This window comes from Azospirillum sp. B2RO_4 (assembly GCF_051124815.1).
GTDB lineage: Bacteria > Pseudomonadota > Alphaproteobacteria > Azospirillales > Azospirillaceae > Azospirillum.
Map to the genome: position 1 here is coordinate 231,474 of NZ_CP118488.1, position 19,416 is coordinate 250,889.

20 protein-coding genes are annotated in these 19,416 nt (G+C 68.1%); 2 read left to right on the plus strand and 18 right to left on the minus strand.

The genetic code is table 11. The annotated features are described in order from the left end of the window. The first annotated feature begins 7 nt into the window (after positions 1-7). Positions 8-679, plus strand: a complete 672-nt coding sequence (locus PWS46_RS21845) for a hypothetical protein (RefSeq protein WP_434623451.1) — start codon at positions 8-10, stop codon at positions 677-679. Positions 680-736: 57 nt separating this feature from the next. Here PWS46_RS21845 and PWS46_RS21850 read toward each other — a convergent pair whose 3' ends face one another. The 17 genes from PWS46_RS21850 to PWS46_RS21930 form a co-directional block, all read right to left on the minus strand. After that, on the minus strand, positions 737-1,501 hold the full coding sequence (locus tag PWS46_RS21850) for a porin (RefSeq protein WP_434623452.1): 765 nt from the start codon (positions 1,499-1,501) through the stop codon (positions 737-739). 382 nt (positions 1,502-1,883) lie between these two features. Beyond that, positions 1,884-2,651 (minus strand): LamB/YcsF family protein, encoded by a 768-nt coding sequence (locus PWS46_RS21855; protein WP_434623453.1) that lies wholly within the window; start codon positions 2,649-2,651, stop codon positions 1,884-1,886. Positions 2,652-2,693: 42 nt separating this feature from the next. Continuing rightward, positions 2,694-4,268 carry a methyl-accepting chemotaxis protein gene (locus tag PWS46_RS21860; protein WP_434623454.1) on the minus strand — a complete coding sequence of 525 codons (1,575 nt, stop codon included), beginning with the start codon at positions 4,266-4,268 and terminating at the stop codon, positions 2,694-2,696. Positions 4,269-4,307: 39 nt separating this feature from the next. Further along, a complete protein-coding gene (locus PWS46_RS21865) occupies positions 4,308-5,330 on the minus strand; it encodes a biotin-dependent carboxyltransferase family protein (RefSeq protein WP_434623455.1) in 1,023 nt (340 codons plus the stop codon). Continuing rightward, complete coding sequence (gene pxpB / locus PWS46_RS21870; RefSeq protein ID WP_434623456.1) at positions 5,327-6,094, minus strand: 5-oxoprolinase subunit PxpB; 768 nt, start codon at positions 6,092-6,094, stop codon at positions 5,327-5,329. The genes PWS46_RS21865 and pxpB overlap by 4 nt, the downstream gene beginning before the upstream one ends. 59 nt (positions 6,095-6,153) lie before the next feature. Continuing rightward, a complete protein-coding gene (locus tag PWS46_RS21875; protein ID WP_434623457.1) occupies positions 6,154-6,921 on the minus strand; it encodes a substrate-binding periplasmic protein in 768 nt (255 codons plus the stop codon). An 86-nt stretch (positions 6,922-7,007) separates the two neighbouring features. After that, a complete protein-coding gene (locus tag PWS46_RS21880) occupies positions 7,008-7,796 on the minus strand; it encodes a putative hydro-lyase (protein WP_434623458.1) in 789 nt (262 codons plus the stop codon). A gap of 170 nt (positions 7,797-7,966) precedes the next feature. Continuing rightward, the gene (locus PWS46_RS21885; protein ID WP_434623459.1) at positions 7,967-8,734 is read right to left on the minus strand and encodes an ABC transporter ATP-binding protein; all 768 of its coding nucleotides are present in this window, start codon (positions 8,732-8,734) and stop codon (positions 7,967-7,969) included. Between the two features lie 4 nt (positions 8,735-8,738). Then, complete coding sequence (locus PWS46_RS21890; protein WP_434623460.1) at positions 8,739-9,458, minus strand: ABC transporter ATP-binding protein; 720 nt, start codon at positions 9,456-9,458, stop codon at positions 8,739-8,741. After that, positions 9,455-10,471 (minus strand): branched-chain amino acid ABC transporter permease, encoded by a 1,017-nt coding sequence (locus PWS46_RS21895; RefSeq protein ID WP_434623461.1) that lies wholly within the window; start codon positions 10,469-10,471, stop codon positions 9,455-9,457. Before PWS46_RS21895 ends, PWS46_RS21890 begins: the two co-directional genes overlap by 4 nt. After that, complete coding sequence (locus tag PWS46_RS21900) at positions 10,471-11,337, minus strand: branched-chain amino acid ABC transporter permease (protein ID WP_085085914.1); 867 nt, start codon at positions 11,335-11,337, stop codon at positions 10,471-10,473. The genes PWS46_RS21895 and PWS46_RS21900 overlap by 1 nt, the downstream gene beginning before the upstream one ends. A gap of 91 nt (positions 11,338-11,428) precedes the next feature. After that, positions 11,429-12,787: an ABC transporter substrate-binding protein gene (locus PWS46_RS21905; protein WP_434623462.1), complete on the minus strand. Its 1,359-nt coding sequence runs from the start codon at positions 12,785-12,787 to the stop codon at positions 11,429-11,431. 169 nt (positions 12,788-12,956) lie between these two features. Next, a complete protein-coding gene (locus PWS46_RS21910; protein ID WP_434623463.1) occupies positions 12,957-13,877 on the minus strand; it encodes a LysR family transcriptional regulator in 921 nt (306 codons plus the stop codon). 57 nt (positions 13,878-13,934) lie between these two features. Further along, entirely contained in the window at positions 13,935-14,504 is a 570-nt protein-coding gene (locus PWS46_RS21915) for a hypothetical protein (protein ID WP_109151800.1), read from the minus strand. Next, positions 14,501-15,163 (minus strand): ParA family protein, encoded by a 663-nt coding sequence (locus PWS46_RS21920; RefSeq protein ID WP_085085908.1) that lies wholly within the window; start codon positions 15,161-15,163, stop codon positions 14,501-14,503. The genes PWS46_RS21915 and PWS46_RS21920 overlap by 4 nt, the downstream gene beginning before the upstream one ends. A 148-nt stretch (positions 15,164-15,311) precedes the next feature. Then, positions 15,312-15,953, minus strand: a complete 642-nt coding sequence (locus tag PWS46_RS21925; protein WP_434623464.1) for a hypothetical protein — start codon at positions 15,951-15,953, stop codon at positions 15,312-15,314. Then, complete coding sequence (locus PWS46_RS21930; RefSeq protein ID WP_434623465.1) at positions 15,950-16,804, minus strand: helix-turn-helix domain-containing protein; 855 nt, start codon at positions 16,802-16,804, stop codon at positions 15,950-15,952. Before PWS46_RS21930 ends, PWS46_RS21925 begins: the two co-directional genes overlap by 4 nt. 671 nt (positions 16,805-17,475) lie before the next feature. On the opposite strand from PWS46_RS21930, the gene PWS46_RS21935 reads away from it, so the two are divergent. Next, the gene (locus PWS46_RS21935) at positions 17,476-18,708 is read left to right on the plus strand and encodes a plasmid replication protein (protein ID WP_434623466.1); all 1,233 of its coding nucleotides are present in this window, start codon (positions 17,476-17,478) and stop codon (positions 18,706-18,708) included. A 2-nt stretch (positions 18,709-18,710) separates the two neighbouring features. Here the strand turns inward: PWS46_RS21935 and PWS46_RS21940 are convergent, their stop codons facing one another. Next, entirely contained in the window at positions 18,711-19,334 is a 624-nt protein-coding gene (locus tag PWS46_RS21940) for a phosphatase PAP2 family protein (RefSeq protein WP_434623467.1), read from the minus strand. Positions 19,335-19,416 lie beyond the last annotated feature (82 nt).

The following is a 19,416-nucleotide window of genomic DNA, read 5'->3' on the forward strand; positions in this document are numbered from 1 at the left end:
GAAACCCATGATCAGTGCAAGCGTCCGCATCGCGGCGGCGGCCGCCGTCCTGCTGGCGATCCCAGGGGTTGCGGCGGCGCAGCAGGCCGGCCCGTCCGCCATGACCTTCTTCGTCACCAGCGTCGGCAGCGGCAAGGGAGCCGATCTCGGCGGGCTGAGCGGTGCCGACCGGCATTGCCAGCAGCTGGCCGAAGCTGCGGGCGCCGGCAACCGCACTTGGCGGGCCTATCTCAGCACCCAGGCCGCCGACGGCCAGCCGGCGGTCAACGCGCGCGACCGCATCGGCAAGGGCCCCTGGCAGAACGCCAAGGGCGAGGTGATCGCCCGCTCGGTCGAAGAACTGCACGGGACCAACGCCCTGACCAAGCAGACCGCGTTGAACGAGAAGGGTGAGATGGTCAACGGCCGCGGCGACCAGCCCAACACGCACGACATCCTGACCGGGTCGCAACCGGACGGCACCGCCTTCCCCGCCGGCCAGGACATGACCTGCGGCAATTGGACGAAGAGCGGCACCGAGGGCGCCGCCATGCTTGGCCACCATGACCGCATGGGCCTGAACGAGGAACCGCCGGCGAAGTCCTGGAACTCCTCGCACGCCTCGCGCGGCGGCTGCAGCCAGGACGCGCTGAAGGGCACCGGCGGCGCCGGGCTGATCTATTGCTTCGCGGCAAACTGAACGGCTCGTCCCCCGTCAAGGCGGGGGGAGTTGTTATTCCCCCCGCCCATTCCGCCGCTAAAACAGCAGCCGGGCGCCGACCTTCACCACGGCGGCCAGGGAATCGGCACTGGTATCGATGTCGGTGTCGGCCATCACCTGCCAGCGCGGCGTGATGTGGTAGGTCAGGTCGGCGAGGTAATGGCCGCCGGCGACGCCTTCGTAAGGAACCGTCCGCCGCACCCGCAGCGACAGGGTCAGGTCGTCGCTGCCATAGGCAAGCGCCGCGTTCAGGCTGCGGAGCGAGGCACCGTCCGCCTCCTCCTGCTGGCGGAGGTCGCCGTTCAGGGTCACGCTCTTCCAGGCCAGTTGGGTGCCGACCATCCAGGTCTGGCGCGGCAGCCGCCGGCTGTCGCTGCGCACCCGCGCCCGGCTGGTGCCGGCGGTCAGCCGGGTGCTGATGGTGCCGAGCTGCATGGTCTTGCGCACCGCCGCCTCCACCAGATGCATCGCCTCACGCGGATCGGGCATGTCGCCGTTGCCGCGGGGCATCGGCGTATAGCTGGCCCCCACCTCGAACCCTCGCAACGGCGGGGTGTAGTAGGTCAGCTTTGCCGCACTGTTACCGGCCCCATAGGAGGGCGGCAGGATCGACGATCCCACCAGACGGTTGCGGGCGCTGTCGGTCTGCCCGATCTCCAGCTCCCCCCATGAGATATCGACCTGCAAGAAATGTCGCTGATCTGCAACACTACCCTTTTGGTAGAGAATGTCAGCATACGCCTCACCGGCCGAAAAAATCGCCACTGCCGCCAGAATAGGCATGGAAATTCGTCGTTGCATGGGTAAGACCTGTGCTGTTTGGCCGAGGATCGACTATCCACATCGGTCGACACGGCCCTGTGTATCCTTTCTCGTTTGGGGGATGTTCGTCTAAAATTCTGACAAAACTGTGACCTGATCTTTGCATGTTGCGATGCAAAGATGGGCGGCGGTTCGCGTATTACGGGAGGGTGCGGGCATTGGCTGCCCCCTCCCCATCCCTCCCCCACCTTCGGTGGGAGAGGGGGTTGGACGCTTGCAGAACCAACGCAAAGGAGCGGCGGCAGTCCCCTCTCCCGCGCAGCTCTCGCACAAAGCTCCGCTTTGTGCTGACGCGGCAGGCGGACCATAGGTCCGCTGAGAGCGGGGGAGGGTTAGGGAGGGGGCAAAGACCTGCAGGAAATCAAACGCTCCCCACCGCCCGCACCACCACCCCCGCCTCTTCCAGCGCGCGGCGCACCGTCGCCGCCATCGCCACCGCGGTCGGCGTGTCGCCATGGACGCAGATGGTGTCGGCGACGATCGGCAGCCGGGTGCCGTGGCGGCTTTCCACCGCCCCGTCCAGCACCATCCGCACCACCCGCGCGGCGGCCAGATCCGGGTCGTGGATCACCGATCCGGCCACAGTCCGCGGCGTCAGGGTGCCGTCATCCTCATAGGTGCGGTCGGCGAAAGCCTCGCGCGCCACGCGCAGCCCCACATCCTGCCCGGCGCGCTCCATGGCGCTCAGCGGCGGGACGACGAACAGCAGGGCGGGGTCCACCGCCTTGACCGCGCGGGCGATGGCGCCGGCCAGATCCGGCTCCACCGCCGCCATGTTGTAGAGCGCGCCGTGCGGCTTCACATGGGTCACCCGCTGACCCGACAGCGCGGCACAGGCCTGGAGCGCCCCCACCTGATAGGCGACCAGCCGTTCGACCTCGGTGGTGGTTATGCCGCGGATCACCCGACGGCCGAAGCCGGGGCGGTCCTCGAAGCCGGGATGGGCGCCGATGCGCACCCCCTTCTCCCCCGCCAGCCGGGCGGTGTCGGCCATGATGGTGGGATCGCCGGCATGAAAGCCGCAAGCGATGTTGGCGGAGGTGACGATGTCCAGCATCGCCCGGTCGTCGCCCATGGTCCAGGCGCCGTACCCCTCCCCCATGTCGCAATTCAGATCGATGCTCGGCATGGCGTTTCTCTCAAGTCAGTCAAACGAAGCTGTCGGGCGTTCTCACGCCGCCTCCGACTGTCGCAGGGAATGGATGAAGCCGGCAACCTCGCTGCGCATCGCCCCCATCTGCTCCGCCAGCATGCCGGCGGCGCCGTCCAGCTGGTTGGACGCGGCGCCGGTCTGCCCCGCCACGTCGGAGGTGGCGTTGACGTCACCCAGCAGGGCGCGCACCCCCTGCGCCGCCTCAGCAACGCCGCGGCCGATCTCCGCCGTCGCGGCATTCTGCTCCTCCACCGCCGCGGCGATGGAGGCGCTGATCTGGCTGAGGCTTTCCACCACGCGGGCGATCTCGACGATCTCGTCGGCGGCGGAGCCGGTGGAGCCCTGGATGGCGCGGATCTGCGTCTCGATGTCCTCGGTGGCCTTGGCGGTCTGGGTCGCCAGCGCCTTCACCTCGCCGGCCACCACGGCGAAGCCCTTGCCGGCCTCCCCGGCGCGCGCCGCTTCGATGGTGGCGTTCAGGGCCAGCAGGTTGGTCTGCTTGGCGATGGCATGGATCAGCGTCACCACCGCCGACACCCGGTCGGAGGCCTGGACCAGCCCCGCCACCTGCTCCGTCGCGCGGGTGGCCCGGCGCGAGGCCTCATCGGCGATGGATTGCGAATGCTGCGCCTGGGCCGAGATCTCGCGGATCGAGGCCACCAGTTCGTCCACCGCGGCGGCCATGCCGTCGACAGAGGAATTCACCGCAGCGGCGTTACCGGCGGCCTGCCTGCTGACCTGACCGTTGTGTTCCGCCACATCGGCAAGGTCGCGGGTGGCGGCGCCCATGCCGTCGGTGGTGCGCAGCACATCGCCCAGTACGCTGCCGACGCGCCGTTCGAAATCGTCGGCGACCGCGGCGATGGCGGCATGCCGCTCCGCCTCGGCCTGCCGGCGCATCGCGACCTGTTCGGCCTCCAGCCGCTGCTTGGCTGCACCTTGTTCCTTGAACACCTGGACGGCGGCGGCTATGCGGCCGATCTCGTCGCGACGGTCGAGCGACGGCACATCGACCGCCCCGTCGCCCGCGGCCAGCCGCGTCATCACCCCGGTCAGCCGGACGATGGGCCGGGTGGCGCCGCGCACCATCAGGAACAGCACGCCGCACAGCGCCACCAGCGCCGCCAGCCCACCGCCGGCCAAAAGCCATGCCCGCTCCCGCGCCTGGGCCTCCGCCCGGCGCGGTGAAAGGTGGATTTCCACCGTGCCGAGCGTATCGACGCGCGCGCCGTTTTTGCGCTGGATGTCGGCGCGGCGGACCAGCACCGACGGGTCGCCGTCCGACACGTCGCCGCTCTTGGCGAAGAGCTGTCCCTTGGGATCGAGCACCCGGCTGCCGAGATAGTCGGGATCGTTGGACAGCGCCGCCAGTTGCGCCGCGGCGGATTCGGCATCGACGTTCCACAACGGCTCGGCCAGCCCGCCGGCGATGACGCGGACGGTGACGGCGGCCCGGTCCTCCAACGCGGTGCGGGCATCCTCGCGGTTGACGGTGACGACGGCGGCTATGCCGGTCGCGCTGATGACCGTGACCATCAGGGCGATGGGAACGACGACACGCATGGCAAGGGTACGGCCCACACGCTGCAGCATCGGGAGACCTCCATTGTGGGTGACGGAAGGAAAGCGGAATCAGTCCCAGCCGGTGACGGCGCCGCCGATCAGGTTGAAGCCGAGCAGCCGGCCGCTGTCGTACAGAGCGAAGCCGCCGGCCGATTGCAGCAGCGCCGGCAGGCCGTCCACCATCTCGCGGTGGCGGGCCTGGATGCGTCCGGCCTCCGCCGCATCGACGGCGGTGAAGCGCAGCCGCTCGCCCGGTCGCATCTGTGCCAGCGCCGCGACGTCCGGCCCGACGACGCAGGCGATCTTGGGATAGCCGCCGGTGGTCTGCCGGTCGGCCAGCAGCACGATGGGCCGCCCGGTGCCCGGCACCTGCACCGCCCCCAAGGGAATGCCGTCCGAGGTGATGTTGAAGCCGCGGGCGTGTTCGATCACCGGGCCGTCCATCCGGCAGCCCATGCGGTCGGCCTCGTGGCTGACGGTATAGTCCTCTTCCAGGAAGGCTTCGATGCCGGCCGGGGTGAAGTAATCCTGCTGCGGACCCAGCATGACGCGCAGCCGCCCGCCGCGCGCCGGCAACAGCGACGGGTCGAGGCAGCGCTCTCCCCGATCCGCCGCCTGATCCAGGGCCAGCGGCAGCCGGTCGCCGGCCTTCAGCGCGCCGCCGTCCTGCCCACCCATACGGCTGCGTATGTGGGTGGAGACGCTGCCCAGAACCGGCTGAAGGGCGAAGCCGCCCTCCACCGCCCAATAGCCGCGCATGCCGCTGCGCAAGGCACCGATGCGCAGGGTCTGCCCATCGGTCAGGCGAAGGCTGGTCCAGGCCGGTGCCGGATCGCCATCGACCGTCAACTCCACATCGGCGGCGACGGCTACGCGCACCGGCCCGCCCTCCACCACCACGCTGTCGCCGGCCAGGGTGAACTCCACCGCCCCCTCCCCCGGCCGGTTGCCGACCAGGGCGTTGGCGACGGCATGCAGCAGCGGATCGGCCGCACCGGCGACCGAAACGCCATAGCGCTGATACCCGACCCGCCCGCGATCCTGGATGGTGGAGCTGGGACCTGCGGCCACGATGCGCAGATGGCTGGTCATGCGGCGGCTCCCTGCAGCAGGGCGGCGGGTGCGGTCACCGTCTCACAGTCGGGCAGGTAGCCGCTGATTGCCTCCAGCCGGTCGAACTCGGCGGCGCTGATGGCGGTGAAGCGGATGCGGTCGCCGGGTGCCAGCAGGAAGGGCGGATCCCTCTTGAGATCGAAGGTCCTCGCCGGGGTACGGCCCAACAGGTGCCAGCCGCTGGGCATGGCGATGGGGGAGATCGCCGCCTGCGCCCCGCCCTGCATGACGCTGCCCGCCGGGGTGACCATGCGCGGGTTCTCGCGCCGCGGCTGGTGCAGCACCTCCGGCAATCCGCCGAGATAGGCGAAGCCGGGGGAAAAGCCCAGCATATAGACGCGGTAGTCGGCGGTGCAGTGCAGTCGCACCACCTCCTCGGCGCTCAGGCCCGACCGGCGCGCCACATCGTCCAGATCCTCGCCGTGGGCACCGCCGAAGGAGACCGGCACGATCCAGCGCAATTGCGGTTCCGACGCCGCCTGGGTCAGATCCGCCGCCAGTCCCAGCAAGGCTTGCCCCAGCGGCTCCGCCGCCGTCACCGCCGGATCGAACTGCACCAGGAGCGAGCGGTATGTTGGTACCGTCTCCACGATGCCGGGAAGGGCGGCGACGGCGATGCGGCGGTCGAGCCGGTGGACGGCGGCGTTCAGGTCCTGGGCGATGCCGTCGCCCAACTCGACGATCAGGGCGCTGTCCCCGGCCGCCCGCAGAACGGGGGCCGGAAACGAAGTGGTCACGCTCATGGCGGCTTCTCGAAGTCTGGTCGAAGGAGGGAAGGCGCCCGCCGGTCAGCGGGCGATCTTCAGCGGGCGTATTTGTCCAGGATCTGCTGATAGGCGCCGCTGGCCTTCATCGCCGCGACCCCCTTGTCGAAGTCGTCGCGCAGCTTTGTGGTGTCGCGCGCCTTGGTGAAGGCGATGTAGCTGGGGATGTCCTGCACCGCCGGGCTCAGTTCCTTCACCTTGTCCAGCGCGCCGGCCTGCTTCAGGAAATACTGCGCGACATAGCGGTTGCTCGGCATCACGTCGAAGCGGCCGGAGACCAGCTTCTTCACGTTGCTGTCGCTGTCGTTGGACTTCTCCACCGCAGGCAGCACGCCGGTCTTGATCGCGTCGTCGACGATGGAGCCGTAGCTGATCTGGTTGACCACGCCGAACTTGCGGTCGGCCAGCTTGGACAGGTCGCCGTCGAAGCTGACCGGGCTGTCCTTCGCCACGAACAGCGACACCACCTGCGGCACCAGCACCTGGGTGGAGTAGTTCAGGAACTGCTCGCGCTCCGGCGTCTTGTAAGCGGTGAAGATGGCATCCGCCCCGCCCTCGCGCACGGTGTCCAGTGCCCGCGCCCACGGCATGATCTCCACCGTCACGGAATGTCCGGCGGCCTTCATCGCCTCCGTCACGATGTCGTAGGCGATGCCGGCCGGCTTGCCGCCGTCATCATAGATCAGCGGCGGAAAGCTGAGCGCCACCATGCGCAGTTGGTCGGCCGAGGCCGGCGCCGCAGCTGCCAGCAGGCCGGCAGCGAGAATGGACGAGGACAGCAGGCGGGAGGAGAACGGACGCGGCATCGGGCAAGCCTCCACTGTTGCCGCGCAAGGCGGAATGCCCGCGCAGCGGCCGGTGTTGCAGGAAATTTGGAAGGGAGACGGAGTGGTCAGAGCACCGACAGGTGCGTGTTCAGCAGGTCGGTGATCAGCATGGCGCCGGGGCTGTGGGTGATGGCGATCGGCGGACGGGCATTGCGGATCGCGACCTGTGGCGTCACCCCGCAGGCCCAGAAGACCGGCACCTCGCCGGGCTCGATGGGAACCGCCTCGCCATGTTCGGGATCGGCGATGTCGCGGATGCCGATGGCGGCCGGGTCGCCGAAATGCACCGGCGCGCCATGCACCGACGGGAAGCGCGAGGTGATCTGGATGGCGCGGATGGCGTCCTTCGGCACCATCGGCCGCATCGACACCACCATGTTGCCGCGGAAGCGGCCGGCGGGGGTGCAGGCGATGTTGGTCTCGTACATCGGCACATTACGGTTCATCGCGATGTGCCGCACCGGCAGCCCGTCGGCCAGCAGCGCCTCCTCGAACGAGAAGGAGCAGCCGATCAGGAAGGCGACGAAGTCATCCTGCCACAGGTCGGTGATGTCGGTCGGCCCGTCCGCCAGCACGCCGTCGCGATAGACGCGGTAGCGCGGCACGTCGGTGCGGATGTCGATGTCGTGGCCGAGAGTCGGCAGGCGCGGATCGCCGACCTCCGACACCGCCAGCAGTGGGCAGGGCCGCGGGTTCGCCTGGCAGAAGCGCAGGAAGTCGCCGGCCCAATCCGCCGGCAGGATGGCGAGGTTCGCCTGGACATGGCCGGGGGCAAGCCCGGCGGTCTGGCCGCTGACGGCGCCGCTGCGGATGCGCAGGCGTTCGGCGGCGGCGGGGAAAAGGGGATTGCTCATGTGGATGGTCCGGGGGTTGGTGTGTGTGTGGAGGTTTTGGCTTCGCCTTGCCCCCACCCCGACCCTCCCCCGCTGGGCGGGGGAGGGGGTTAGGTGCTTGTTCGGGAGACTGGCGGCAGTCCCTCCCCCGCTCAGCGGGGGAGGTTAGGTGGGGGTCTAACTCCGCCCCCTCACATGCCCAGATACGCCTGCCGCACCTCGTCGTTGCCCAGCAGGTCCTGGCCGCTGCCTTCCATCACGACGCGGCCGGTCTGGATGACATAGCCGCGGTCGGCGATCTCCAGCGCGCGGTGGACGTTCTGCTCGACCAGCAGCACGGTGATGCCGCGGCGGCGGATCAGCTGGATGGTCTCGAAGATGCGGGTCACCAGCTTGGGCGCGACGCCCCAGGACGGCTCGTCCAGCATCAGCAGATCCGGCTGGCTCATCAGCCCGCGGCACATCGCCAGCATCTGCTGTTCGCCGCCCGACAGGGTGCCGGCCTGCTGTTTCCGCCGCTCGCCCAGCACGGTGAAGGTGTCGTAGGCGAATTGGAGCGTTTCCTCGCGTTTTGCCGCATCGCTGGTGGTGAAGCCGCCCAGCATCAGGTTCTGTTCCACGGTCAGGCGGGGGAACAGTCGGCGCCCTTCCGGCACCAGCACCAGCCCGCGCTTCACCCGCTCATGGGCTGGCACGGCGGAGATGTCCTGGCCCTTCAGCAGCACCGACCCGCCATCGAGAGCGTTCAGTCCGGCGACGGCGCGCAGCGTGGTGGACTTGCCGTTGCCGTTGCCGCCGACCAGCGCGACGATCTCGCCCCGCTTCAGGGTCAGGCTGATGTCGCGGATGGCCGGTACCCGGCGGTAGCTGGACTGGATGTTGCGGACCTGCAGCATCGCCTCGCCCGGCGGTGCGACGACCACGGGGCGGACGGGTTCGGACAGCGTCGGTTGGAGCATCGTCTCACTCCCCCAGATAGGCGGCGATCACCGCCGGGTTCTCGGCAATCTCGGCCGGTGTGCCGTCGGCGATCTTGGCACCATAATCCAGCACAAGCATCCGGTGGGCGATGGGCATGATGCCCTCCATCACATGTTCGACGATGATGCTGGCGATGCCGCGCTGGTGGATGCGGTGGACCAGTTGCGATGCCTCCCGCACCTCGGTCGGGTTCAGTCCGGCCATCACCTCGTCCAGCAGGATCAGCTTCGGTTCGGTGGCGAGCGCGCGGGCGACCTCCAGCCGCTTCTGTTCCGACACCGTCAGGTCGGACGCCGGAGTGTCCGCCCGGTGCGACAGGCCGACGAAGGCCAGTTCCTCTTCGGCCCGGTCGCGGGCTTCGGCCACCCGCTTGTTGCGCAGCATGGCGCCGACCATGACGTTCTCCAGCGCGGTCATCGACTGGAAGACGCGGACGATCTGAAAGGTACGGGCGATGCCAAGCGCCGCCGCGGCCTCCGGCGTCGAGCCGGTGATGTCGTGCCCCTCGAAGGCGATGCGGCCGGTGGTGGGGGTGTGGAAGCCGGCGAGACAGTTGAACAGCGTGGTCTTGCCGGCGCCGTTCGGGCCGATCAGCCCGATGATCTCGCCATGATGGACGATGAAGCTGATGTCGCGGTTGGCGACCAGTCCGTCGAAGGCCTTGCCCAGGCCGTCGACGGCAAGCAGGGGAGCGGTGTTCACGGGCGGACCTCCAACTTCCCGGCCTTCACCGGATCATGCTTTGCCCCCGGAAGGTGGCGGCGCAGGTCGCCCAGCAGGCCCAGCACGCCGGACGGGCTGAACACGGCGACCAGGATGATCATGGCGGCGTAGATGATCATGTCGGTGCCGGAGCCGGTGCTGCCGAACAGGGTGCGGCTGTATTCCTCGATGGTGATGAGGATGACGGCGCCCAGCACCGGCCCGGTCAGCCGGCCCACCCCGCCCAGGATGGCGATCAGCGCAATCTTGATGGAGATTGTCCCGGCGAAGACGGAGCCCGGGTCGATGAACATCTCCTTCTGGGCGTAGAAGCTACCGCCCATCGCGGTCAGGAACGCCGACACCGACAGCGCGATCAGCTTGTAGCGGGTCAGGCTGACGCCGAGAGCGCGGGCGGCCTCCGGCTCGTCCTTGATGGCGCGGAAATAATAGCCGATGTGGCTGCGCTCGATCGCCCAGGACACCAGCACCGTCAGCACCAGCAGGCCGAGGATGATGTAGTAGTAGGGCAGCTTGGACAGGAAGATCAGCCAGCCCCAGCCGCTGCGGTCCATCGGCAGATAGAGGCCGACGGCGCCCTCCAGGAAGTCGCTGTTGGTGACCAGGATCTGCATGATCTCCGCCACCGCGATGGTCGCCATGGCGAAATAATGCCCCTTCAGCCGGAAGCAGGGCCAGCCCATGACCAGCGCGAACAATGCCGCCACCAGCCCGCCGGCCAGGGCGCCGATCCAGGGCGTCAGCCCCAGAGTCGTCAGCAGCATGGTCGAGGTGTAGGCGCCGATGCCGTAAAACACCGCATGGCCGAGCGAGACCTGACCGGCATAGCCGCCGACGATGTTCCAGGCGACGCCCATCTGGGCGCCCATCAGGATCAGGATCAGGAAATTCTGCTGCGACGGCTCGGTGATCGCCAGCGGCAGGACGGCGGCAAGCGCCAGCAGGGCGCCGGTGCCCATCGCTTTACGTGAGAAGTTGGTTCCGGTCGTCATCAGGCTTTCCCCAGCAGGCCGCGCGGACGCACCAGCAGCACGACCAGCAGCAGCGACAGCACGATGGCGGTCTTGTATTCCGGGCCGATCAGGAATCCGCCAAGCACCTCGATCAGTCCGACGATGATGCCGGCCAGGAAGGCGCCGGTGACGCTGCCGAAGCCGCCCAGCACGACCACCACGAAGGCGATCAGGATGAAGTTGGATCCCACCTCGGGGAAGATCGGGAAGAAGGTGGCGATCAGCCCGCCGGCCAGACCGGCGCAGGCGGCGCCGATGCCCCAGGCAAGCGCGAACATCTTCTGCCCGTCGATGCCCATCAGGGTGGCCGCCTCACGGTCGATGGCGGTGGCCTCCAGCGCGGTGCCGAGCCGGGTGCGGTGCAGGAACATCCACAGGGCGCCGGTGACGCCGACCGCCCCCAGCGCCGCCACGAACTGCGGCAGGCCGAACTGGACGGGACCGAGCGCGATGTTGCCGCTGACCAGGCTGTGCGGGATCAGCCGGTGGTCCGGCTTCCAGAAGAACTGCGCCAGACCGCGCAGCAGGATCATCAGACCGAAGGTCGCAAAGATTTGCGACAGCATCGGCGCCTTCAGGATGCGGCGGATCACCGTCTGGTAGACGATGACGCCCACCGCGAACAGCAGCAGGGCGGTCAGGGGAAGCGCCACGATGGGGTCGATGGCGAAGAGGGCGAAGGCCCAGAAGCTGGCATACATGCCCAGCATCAGGAATTCGCCATGGGCGAAATTGACGATGTCCATCACGCCGAAGATCAGCGTCAGGCCCACCGCAACCAGGGCATAGATCAGCCCGATCAGCAGGCCCGAGACGAGCACTTGGATGAGAATGTCTGCGGTCATTGCCGCGCCCCTTTTGCGGTCAGGGTGGGCCGGAGGAGCTTTGGCGGGCCGGATGTCTACCAGCCAAAGCTCCAATGAAAAAAGCGCCGGGTCAGCGTCCGTCCCAGGCCGGCATCGGGTAGACGACCGGCTTGGTCGCCACGTCGAACGGCCACACCGTCACATACTGGCCGCCCTGGACCTGGACGATGATGCCCTGGCCCAGTTCGTTCTGGCCGTTGGCGTCGAACTTGACGCCCTTCCACGGCATGATGAGGCCGCTGGCCGGGATGTCGGTCTTCTGAAGCGCCTCGCGGATCGCGTCGGGCTTGGTCGAGCCGGCACGGTCCAGCGCGTCGGCCAGCACGGCGATGCCGGTGAAGGCGCGGGCGGAGTTGCCGTTGAAGTTCACGCCGGAGCGCTGGTGCATCAGGTCGTTGACCTGTTTGATCAGCGGGTTGCGCTCGGCCTGATCGAGCGCCCAGACCTCGCGGCTGATGACGAACTCGCCATCCTTGCCCATGGTCTTCAGGAACTCGCTGTCGTTGAAGCCGGCGTCGTTGGCCAGCAGCATCTTGGGCGAGAAGCCGAGTTCCTTGTAGGTCTTCATCGACAGGATGGCGTCGCCGAGATAGCTGGACTGCATGATGACCGCCGGGGCGGCGGCCTTGATCCGCTGCACCTCCGACGTCATCTGCGTCGTCTTAGCCGGGTAGAGGATCTTCTCGGCGATGGTGAAGCCCTGCTCCTCGGCCAGCTTCACCTGCAGCTTGGTCGTCTCGTTGCCCCACAGCGTGTTCTCGTTGAACAACGCGACGCTGCGCAGCTTGTCGCCGGTCTTCTTCTCCATGTCGTGCAGGAAGGTGAAGAAGTTGCCGACGAACAGGTCGTCATGCGGGGTGGTGCGGAAGAACCATTTGAACTTGCGCTGGGTCAGCGAGGCCGACGAGGACTCGCCGTTCAGGAAGGGCACGCCATAGCGTTCGGCGACCTGGCTGGCGGTGGCGGTGACGTTGGAAAAATAGGCGCCGGTCAGCGCCACGACCTTCTCGCTGGTGATCAGACGCTCCGCCTCGGTGGCGCCGACCTGCGGGTTGCCCTGATGGTCGCCGAAGATCAGCTTGATCTTGGCGCCGTGCAGGTGCGGCAGGCCGATTCCGGCGACCAGACCCGGCGGGGCGGGGATTTCCTTGTTGATGATGGCGGCGGCCAGTTCGGCGGCGGCCTTCAGTTCCACGCCGGTGGAGGCGGCAGCACCGGTCAGCGGATAGATCACGCCGATGCGGATCTCGTCTTCGGCATGGGCCGACGCGGTGCCGAAGCCGATGCCGGTCAGCGCGGTCGTGGTCAGCAGGGCCGCCGCGGCCAGCAGGCGCTTGATCGTCTGCCGGCGGGTGGGAACCTTGGCGTTGGCGTTCGCCTGGAAATCGGGCGTGCGGGTGGGTTCGGTGATCGCTGCCGCGAACCGCATCGTGAATCTCCTCTGTTCAGTGCCTTGGTGGCTTGCGGCGCGTGCCTTTGCGGCTGTTTGGTGCGCCTCTGACAGGATGATGACACGAACAGTCTTGGGTCCGTCCAATCGTATGTTTTGATCTGGATTGATAAACAGCGACGATCAATCGCTTGCTAATGCGCGCGGGTCACTCGGCGGCGCGGGGCGCCTCGTTGCCGGTGGTCGCCTCGTAATGAGCAGCGACCTCGGCCGCCAGATCCGCGACCACCGACGCCATATGGTTCTCCGCCGTGGCGGAATGGGCGGCACAGAAGGTCATGCCGGGCAGGGTCGCCTGCGACCGGATCAGCCGCAGCCGTCCCTCCGCCAGTTCGCGCTGGACGATGACGGTGGGGATCACGCTGACGCCGACCGCATCCACCGCCATCCGCACGACGCTGGCCAGCGAGCTGTTGCCAAACATCCGCACCGGCAGGCCGATGGATGAGAACATCTCCCGGATCACGCCATAGGGCTGGGTGGTGCGAGAGAAGGTGATGATCGGCCAAGCCGCCAGATCGGCCAGCGACACCGGCTCCGCCGGCAGCGACAGTGCCGGGCTCGCCACCCAGCCCAGCGGGTAATTGCCGACCGGGATCGCCCTGAACCGCACGTCGGTGTAGGAGGCCAGCATCACCGCCACATCCAGCTCATGCCGGGCGAGCGCGTCGCGCAGACTGGGTGAGGTTTCCACCTCGATCTCCAGTGACACGGCGGGGTAGAGGGCGTTCAGCCGCTCGATCAGCTGGCTCAGCCATGTGTGGACCACCGTCTCAGCCACGCCCAGTCTGATGACGCCGCGGATGGCGCTGCGGTCCGCCACCGCGGTCAGCAGCTCCGACCGCAGAGCCATCATCTTCTCGGCATAGGTCAGCAGGACCATCGCCTGCGGCGTCGGCGCCACCCGCCGGCCGACGCGCTCGAACAGCACCACGCCCAACTCGTCCTGAAGCTGGGCGATGCGGGCGGAGACGGCGGGCTGGGTGGTGTTCAACCGCTCCGCCGCCCGGCGAAACCCGCCGAGCCGCATCGTCCATATGAAGGTCTCCAGCGATTTCAGGTCCAGCATGCCTCACCCATCCCCGTTCCGGATCCTCGCATGCCGCACCGTCATCGCCGGCTGCCCTCAATCCTCGTCGGCCAGCGTCGCCAGTTCCGCCTCCAGCACCGCCAGCCGCTCGCGCAACCGGTCACGCTCGGCCTCCAGAGCCTCGCGGCGGCTGACATGGTCGATGGCCTTGTTCCGCAGGTCGCGCTTGAAGCGCACGATCTCCGGCCGGGTGACGTCGGGCCGGATCAGGTTGCGCTGATCGGCCAGCCGCAGTTGCTCGCTGGTGAGCGTGGCGAGCTGATAGACGGTGGCATAGCTCGGCGGCAGCTTCGGTCCCGGCAGGCGTCCGCTGTCCACCGCCTCCGCCACCATGCGCAGCTGATAGGCGACCTGATAGCCGAAAGGCAGTTCGTTCTCGACCATCGCCTGGAACTCGCCATGCGGCAGCCGGGCCCGCGCCTGGACCAGATAGCGGCCGATCAGCAGGAACTTCTCCTGCGCGCTGCGCCAGAGGGTGGAGATTTCCTGGACGAACTCCTCGCGCCGGACGAGGTCGACCGTCGCTTCCGACATGCGCTCGATCCGCTCGTCCACCGCGATGTGGCGGCGTGCCTGGGCCTTGGAAACCTGTTTGAACCCGCTCATTGCGCCAGCTCCAGTTCATGGCGGACGAAGGCCCAGACGCCGGCGACATGCTCGGCCCCCTTGCCCCCCTTCAGCTCCAGCAGGCCGAGACCGCGGCCGGCGGTGAACTGGATGTCCTCATAGTCCGGCACCTCGACCGGGCAGATCCGGCCATCGCCAAGCAGCTTGCGTTGCGCCTCGGTGAAGCCGCGGGTGCGCGGCTTGACGCGGTTCATGACGAAGGCAGCGTTCTTGCCATAGCGGCGGACGAAGCGCATCCAGGGCCGGACGGAATCCAGGTCATCGTCGCTCTGCCCGGTCGGCACAACGATCAGGTCGGAGGACAGCGCCAGCAGCTTGAACTCCTCCGGATGGTCCTCGATCGACGGTGGCGTGTCGATCACCAGCAGGTCGAAGCCCGCGATGCCGTCCAGCGCCGCCCGGATGTCGGTCGGCGTCATGCCCGCTTCGAAATGGGTGATGGACGCCATGCCGTCCGGACGCTTGGCGAACCACTTGGTCAGGCTGCGCTGCGGATCGAGATCCAGCGTCGCCACCGCGCAGCCGTCGAGCGCCGCCGCCACCGCGATGTTGCGGCTCAGCGTCGTCTTGCCGATCCCGCCCTTCGGGCCATTGACCAGCAAGCGCTTCACCGGCCCGTGTCCCGTGTCGTTGCTCATTCCCATGCCCCTTATCGCCATCGGCTGTCGGCCCCTTTTACCAAAGCCCGCCCGTGGCGCAAATCTAAGACATGTCTTAGCTTCGCACCGCCGGTACAGGGTGTCGCCCCTGCCACAGATGCGCAAGTTAAGACAGAAATCGCTGCCATCATCGCATACGACGCATCGCCGACGCCAGCACCGGTCGCACCGCGGCGCGTCCACCGCCCAACTCTCCGGTCCGCTCCCCGGCCATCGCGATTGCCCGCAACCGCTCGGCCAAAGCCCGTTCGGCGGCGCAGGCCTCCTCGCACAACGCGCGGATCTCGGCGATGCTCGGCCGCCATTTGCGGGTCCGGCGCCAGCGACGTGCCGCCTGATCGATGGCCCAGGCAGGAAACTCGCCCAGATCGTCCGCCCAGTCCATCGCGAGCAATTGCTCCACCTCCGGTGTCGTCGCCTTGGCCGGAAAGTGGCTGAGCAGCGCCAGCACGCGGCCCAGCAGATGGTTGGCCGGCGCCGGCGCCAGGATGGTTTCGTCGATTTCCGCAAGCGCCCGCCGGGCCAGTGCGGCATGACGCTGCGTCACCCCGTCGGGCGGCGTCCAATCCTCCACGACGTCGGCGAAGCCGTCTTCGGTGAAGCGGCTGTGGCGCCCGACCTGTCCGCGGTCGAGCAGCCGTTGCAGCGGCTCCGGCAGCGCCTCGCGCAGCATGCGGCTCCGCAAGGACGGGGCCATCGCCGGATCGAAGGGCAGCGGCAGGCTGGGCGGAGCGGCGGGAGTCGCCGGGAACGGGTGCAGGTTGCTCATGCGATTCCCCAGGGATTGGCGGGAGTGGCCGATTGGCCGGCGTTCAGACGCGCGGCGACGCTGGCCCAAGCCGACAGGCGCTGCTCCGCATTGGCGGCCGCGGCGGATGCTCCGGCGGATGTAGCGGCGGATGTCGATGGGCGGGAAGCGGCGCGCGCACCGCGGTTGCCCGATCCGCGGATGGTTGCCGCGGGCTGTGGCGCCATACTCCCGGCGTCCTGCAACAGCCAGGACCGCCACGCTGCGGCCGGATCGCGGTAGCGATAGCCATGAGCCCGGCATTGCTGGACGAAGCGCTCGGCATGTCCATCGACGTCCAGATCGGGAAAGCGCCCCGCCGCCCACTCGCGATCTGCGGTCGGCGGCGTCCAGTCCTGCGGAACCGGCTCGGCGACCTGCGTCGTCCCCACGTCCGCACGCCGGTGGAGCGTGTCAGGAATCTGTTCTGGTTCAGGCTGTTTGTGACTCGCTGCTGAACAGGGGGAGTCCGCCGTTGAGTCAGCGGGGGTGTCCACCCCTGCACCATCACCGGCCTTCTCGTCCGCCGCGTTCTCGGCGATCAGCGCCAGCCGATAGCGACAGCTCAGCCGGCCACCGTTGGTCGAGCGGCGGTGTTCGATGCCGACCAGCCCGAGCGCCTCAAGCCGGCCCAGGATCCGGTTGACGGTCGGTCGGCTGCGCTTCAGCTTGTCCGCCAGCGTCGCCTGCGACGGCCAGCACACCCCCGCCTCGTCGGCGTAGGTGCTGAGCGCCGCCAGCACGGCAAGGCCGTCGGCGTCTAGGTCGGGGTGGTCGAGCCACCAGGCCGGGATCCGGCCCCAGCGGTTCGGGTTCGTGCTGCTGTCAGTCATCTGTGGCGATACTCCTCCGCGCCATCCGCGCAAGATCGGACGCATGGACGGCCGCATGTCTGGCCGTCACCTTTGGTTCAGAGGATTCGAAGCGGTTGATGGCAGAGTCGAATCGCGGGCAGCTGCTCCATGACCACCCCATGGAGCGGCAGCCCGCGCTTGCTGAGCGACAGCCCGCGACCGTAAAGCCCCTGCCCGCGACCATGGAGCATCGGCTCGCGGTTCCTCTCCGAATCGGAATCCTGATGCCTTTGCCCGCGCTCCTGAAGCCTTTGCCCGCGATTTGCCGCCCACCAAATGCCCGCGATGCTGGAGCAACAGCCCGCGATTGACCGCGGATGGCTTGAAACGCGAGCAATTCGGCCCCTCCCGCAACCGTCCCCACCTCTCATGGAGCGGCAGCCCGCGGTTCCACCCGGCGCGCCTGCCGTCCGCCGGCGCCGATTCTCCCCGATTCTTCAAGGAGTCGCGGTCACGCACCCCGGCAAGACCGGCTTTGCGGCCCAATCGCGGGCTGTCGCTCCATAACCGCGGGCCGTTGCTCCATCATCGCGGGGTACGGCGCCATATGCGCGGGCTGTCGCTCCATCCCGGATGCGGTAATTTCTCCGCGTTCTGTTGCACCGGCGGGGCCGCCGCGCCATGGTTACTCCCGACATCCGGAGACGTTCATGACCAAGATGGCCCCGACCAGCGCCGCGCAGCTCATACTGTTCGAGCTGGAAGACCGTTCGCAATCACACCTGATCGCGCTCTACGATCTGGCGCCGCGCTTCGTCTTCGTCTCCCGCGACAACGACAAGGAAAAGGCCGCCAAGGACAAGGGCGAGCTGGTTACCAAGGACAACTTCATCAAGTCGGTGCGGCGCGAGTTCGCCTTCCGTGGCCGTAACTACCGCCTGACCGTCCAGCCCGCCCGTATCGACCGGCTCAGCACCGCGAAGAGGGACGACCGTGCCCCCGGCGCCGGGCCGGATCTGGTCGAAGTCGAGATCTTCCCGTCGGAGCGCGAGCAGGTGGTGGAGCAGGTCGTCCGCCGCCTTGCCATGGACCGTTCGCGCCTGTCGCTGACCGGCGAGAACCGCGACAAGGTGCAGATGCGCTTCAGCCTCTACGAGATCCAGCGCGAACTGCGGGCGGTCAACCACACCCTGTCGATCCAGGACATCCGCGAATCCCTGACCATCCTGGCGCGGTCGCGCATCATCATCTCCACCGGCGGCAGCGCCGAGCCGGGCAAGAAGAGCCGCGGGCAGAACCTGCTGGAATCCACTGCCTTCCCGGTGCTGGCAATCCGATCGCGCCCGGATCTGGTTGATGAGGATGGCGGGGTCGAGGAGACCTATCTGGAATTCAACCCGCTGGTCTCCGCCGCCATCCGCGACCTGGAGTTCAAGCCGGTCTCCTACGCTTGGCTGATGAAGCTGAAGTCGCCGGTGTCGCGCTGGCTCTACAACCGCCTGTCGATCGAATACGACACCGCCGACGACGAGGCGAAGCCAATCTCGATCAGTGCTGACGAGATCATCAAGAACAGCGGCATGAACGAGTGGTCGCGCCGCCGTGATACGCTGCGCGTGGTGACATCCGCCGTCGACGCGCTGGTGGAGGAGGGGATCCTCGACGTCGCCGACAAGGAATACACCAAGGTCGGCAAGCGCATCGACGCCATCGACTATGTGCTGACCCCGTCGCAGAAGTTCCTGGATCAGGTCCGCCGCGGTCGCCGGGTCCAGACCACCAACATCGACCTGCTGAAGCAGATCGTCGGCAACGCCATGCGTCCCGACGGCTTCGTGCCTCTGAAGGCGGGAGAGGCGGCGGAGGTGCGCACCAAGCGCGCCAAGCGGCTCGCCGATCCGGCCAAGCCGGCGCAGGCCGCGTTGCCGCTGCCGAAGAAATAGCGTTAGCGCGCCAGAAGACGCCGCGCCAGCAACGTCACCGCCGTTCCCAGCAGGGCGCCGGCCAGCACGTCGGACGTCCAATGCCGGTTCCGGACCACCCGTCCGCCGGCGAGTGCCGCCGCCGTTCCGTAGATCATCAGGCTTTGGGCCGGCGACCGGCTGACGGTGGCGAGCGCCGTCGCCGCGGCAAAGGCGCTTGCCGCATGTCCGGACGGCAGCGACCGCGCGCTGATGCGCCACCCCGGCTTGCGGCGCGGGGGGCATTCATCCGGGCGACGACGCTTCACATAGCGCTTGATCGAGCGGCTGGCGGTCGCGGTCACCACCAGCCCGGCGACGCCGACGCTGCCGGCGCGGCGCAGATCCGCGTGACCGCTCAGCAGCCCGACGATGCCGGCGATGGCGAAGCCGGGGATCAGCACATGCCGCTTTATGACGTAATGGCCCGCGGTTGCCAGCGCATGGCCCACCGGACCGGGATCGCAGGTGACGATTTCGTGGACCTGCGCGTCGAGCGCATCGACGGCGGTCAGTGTCGGCTGAAGGATGGCGGGAACCGGGTTTCCGCCATAGCCGATGCCGCCGCCCGGATTCTCGATCGCAGTCTGTTCGATGATGTCGCTCAACGCCGGTCCTCTGCCTTCTGCGCCGCAACATGGGCGCCTCAGAGGAACGCGGGGCGAGCGGCGGCGGTTCCCTGAGCCTGTC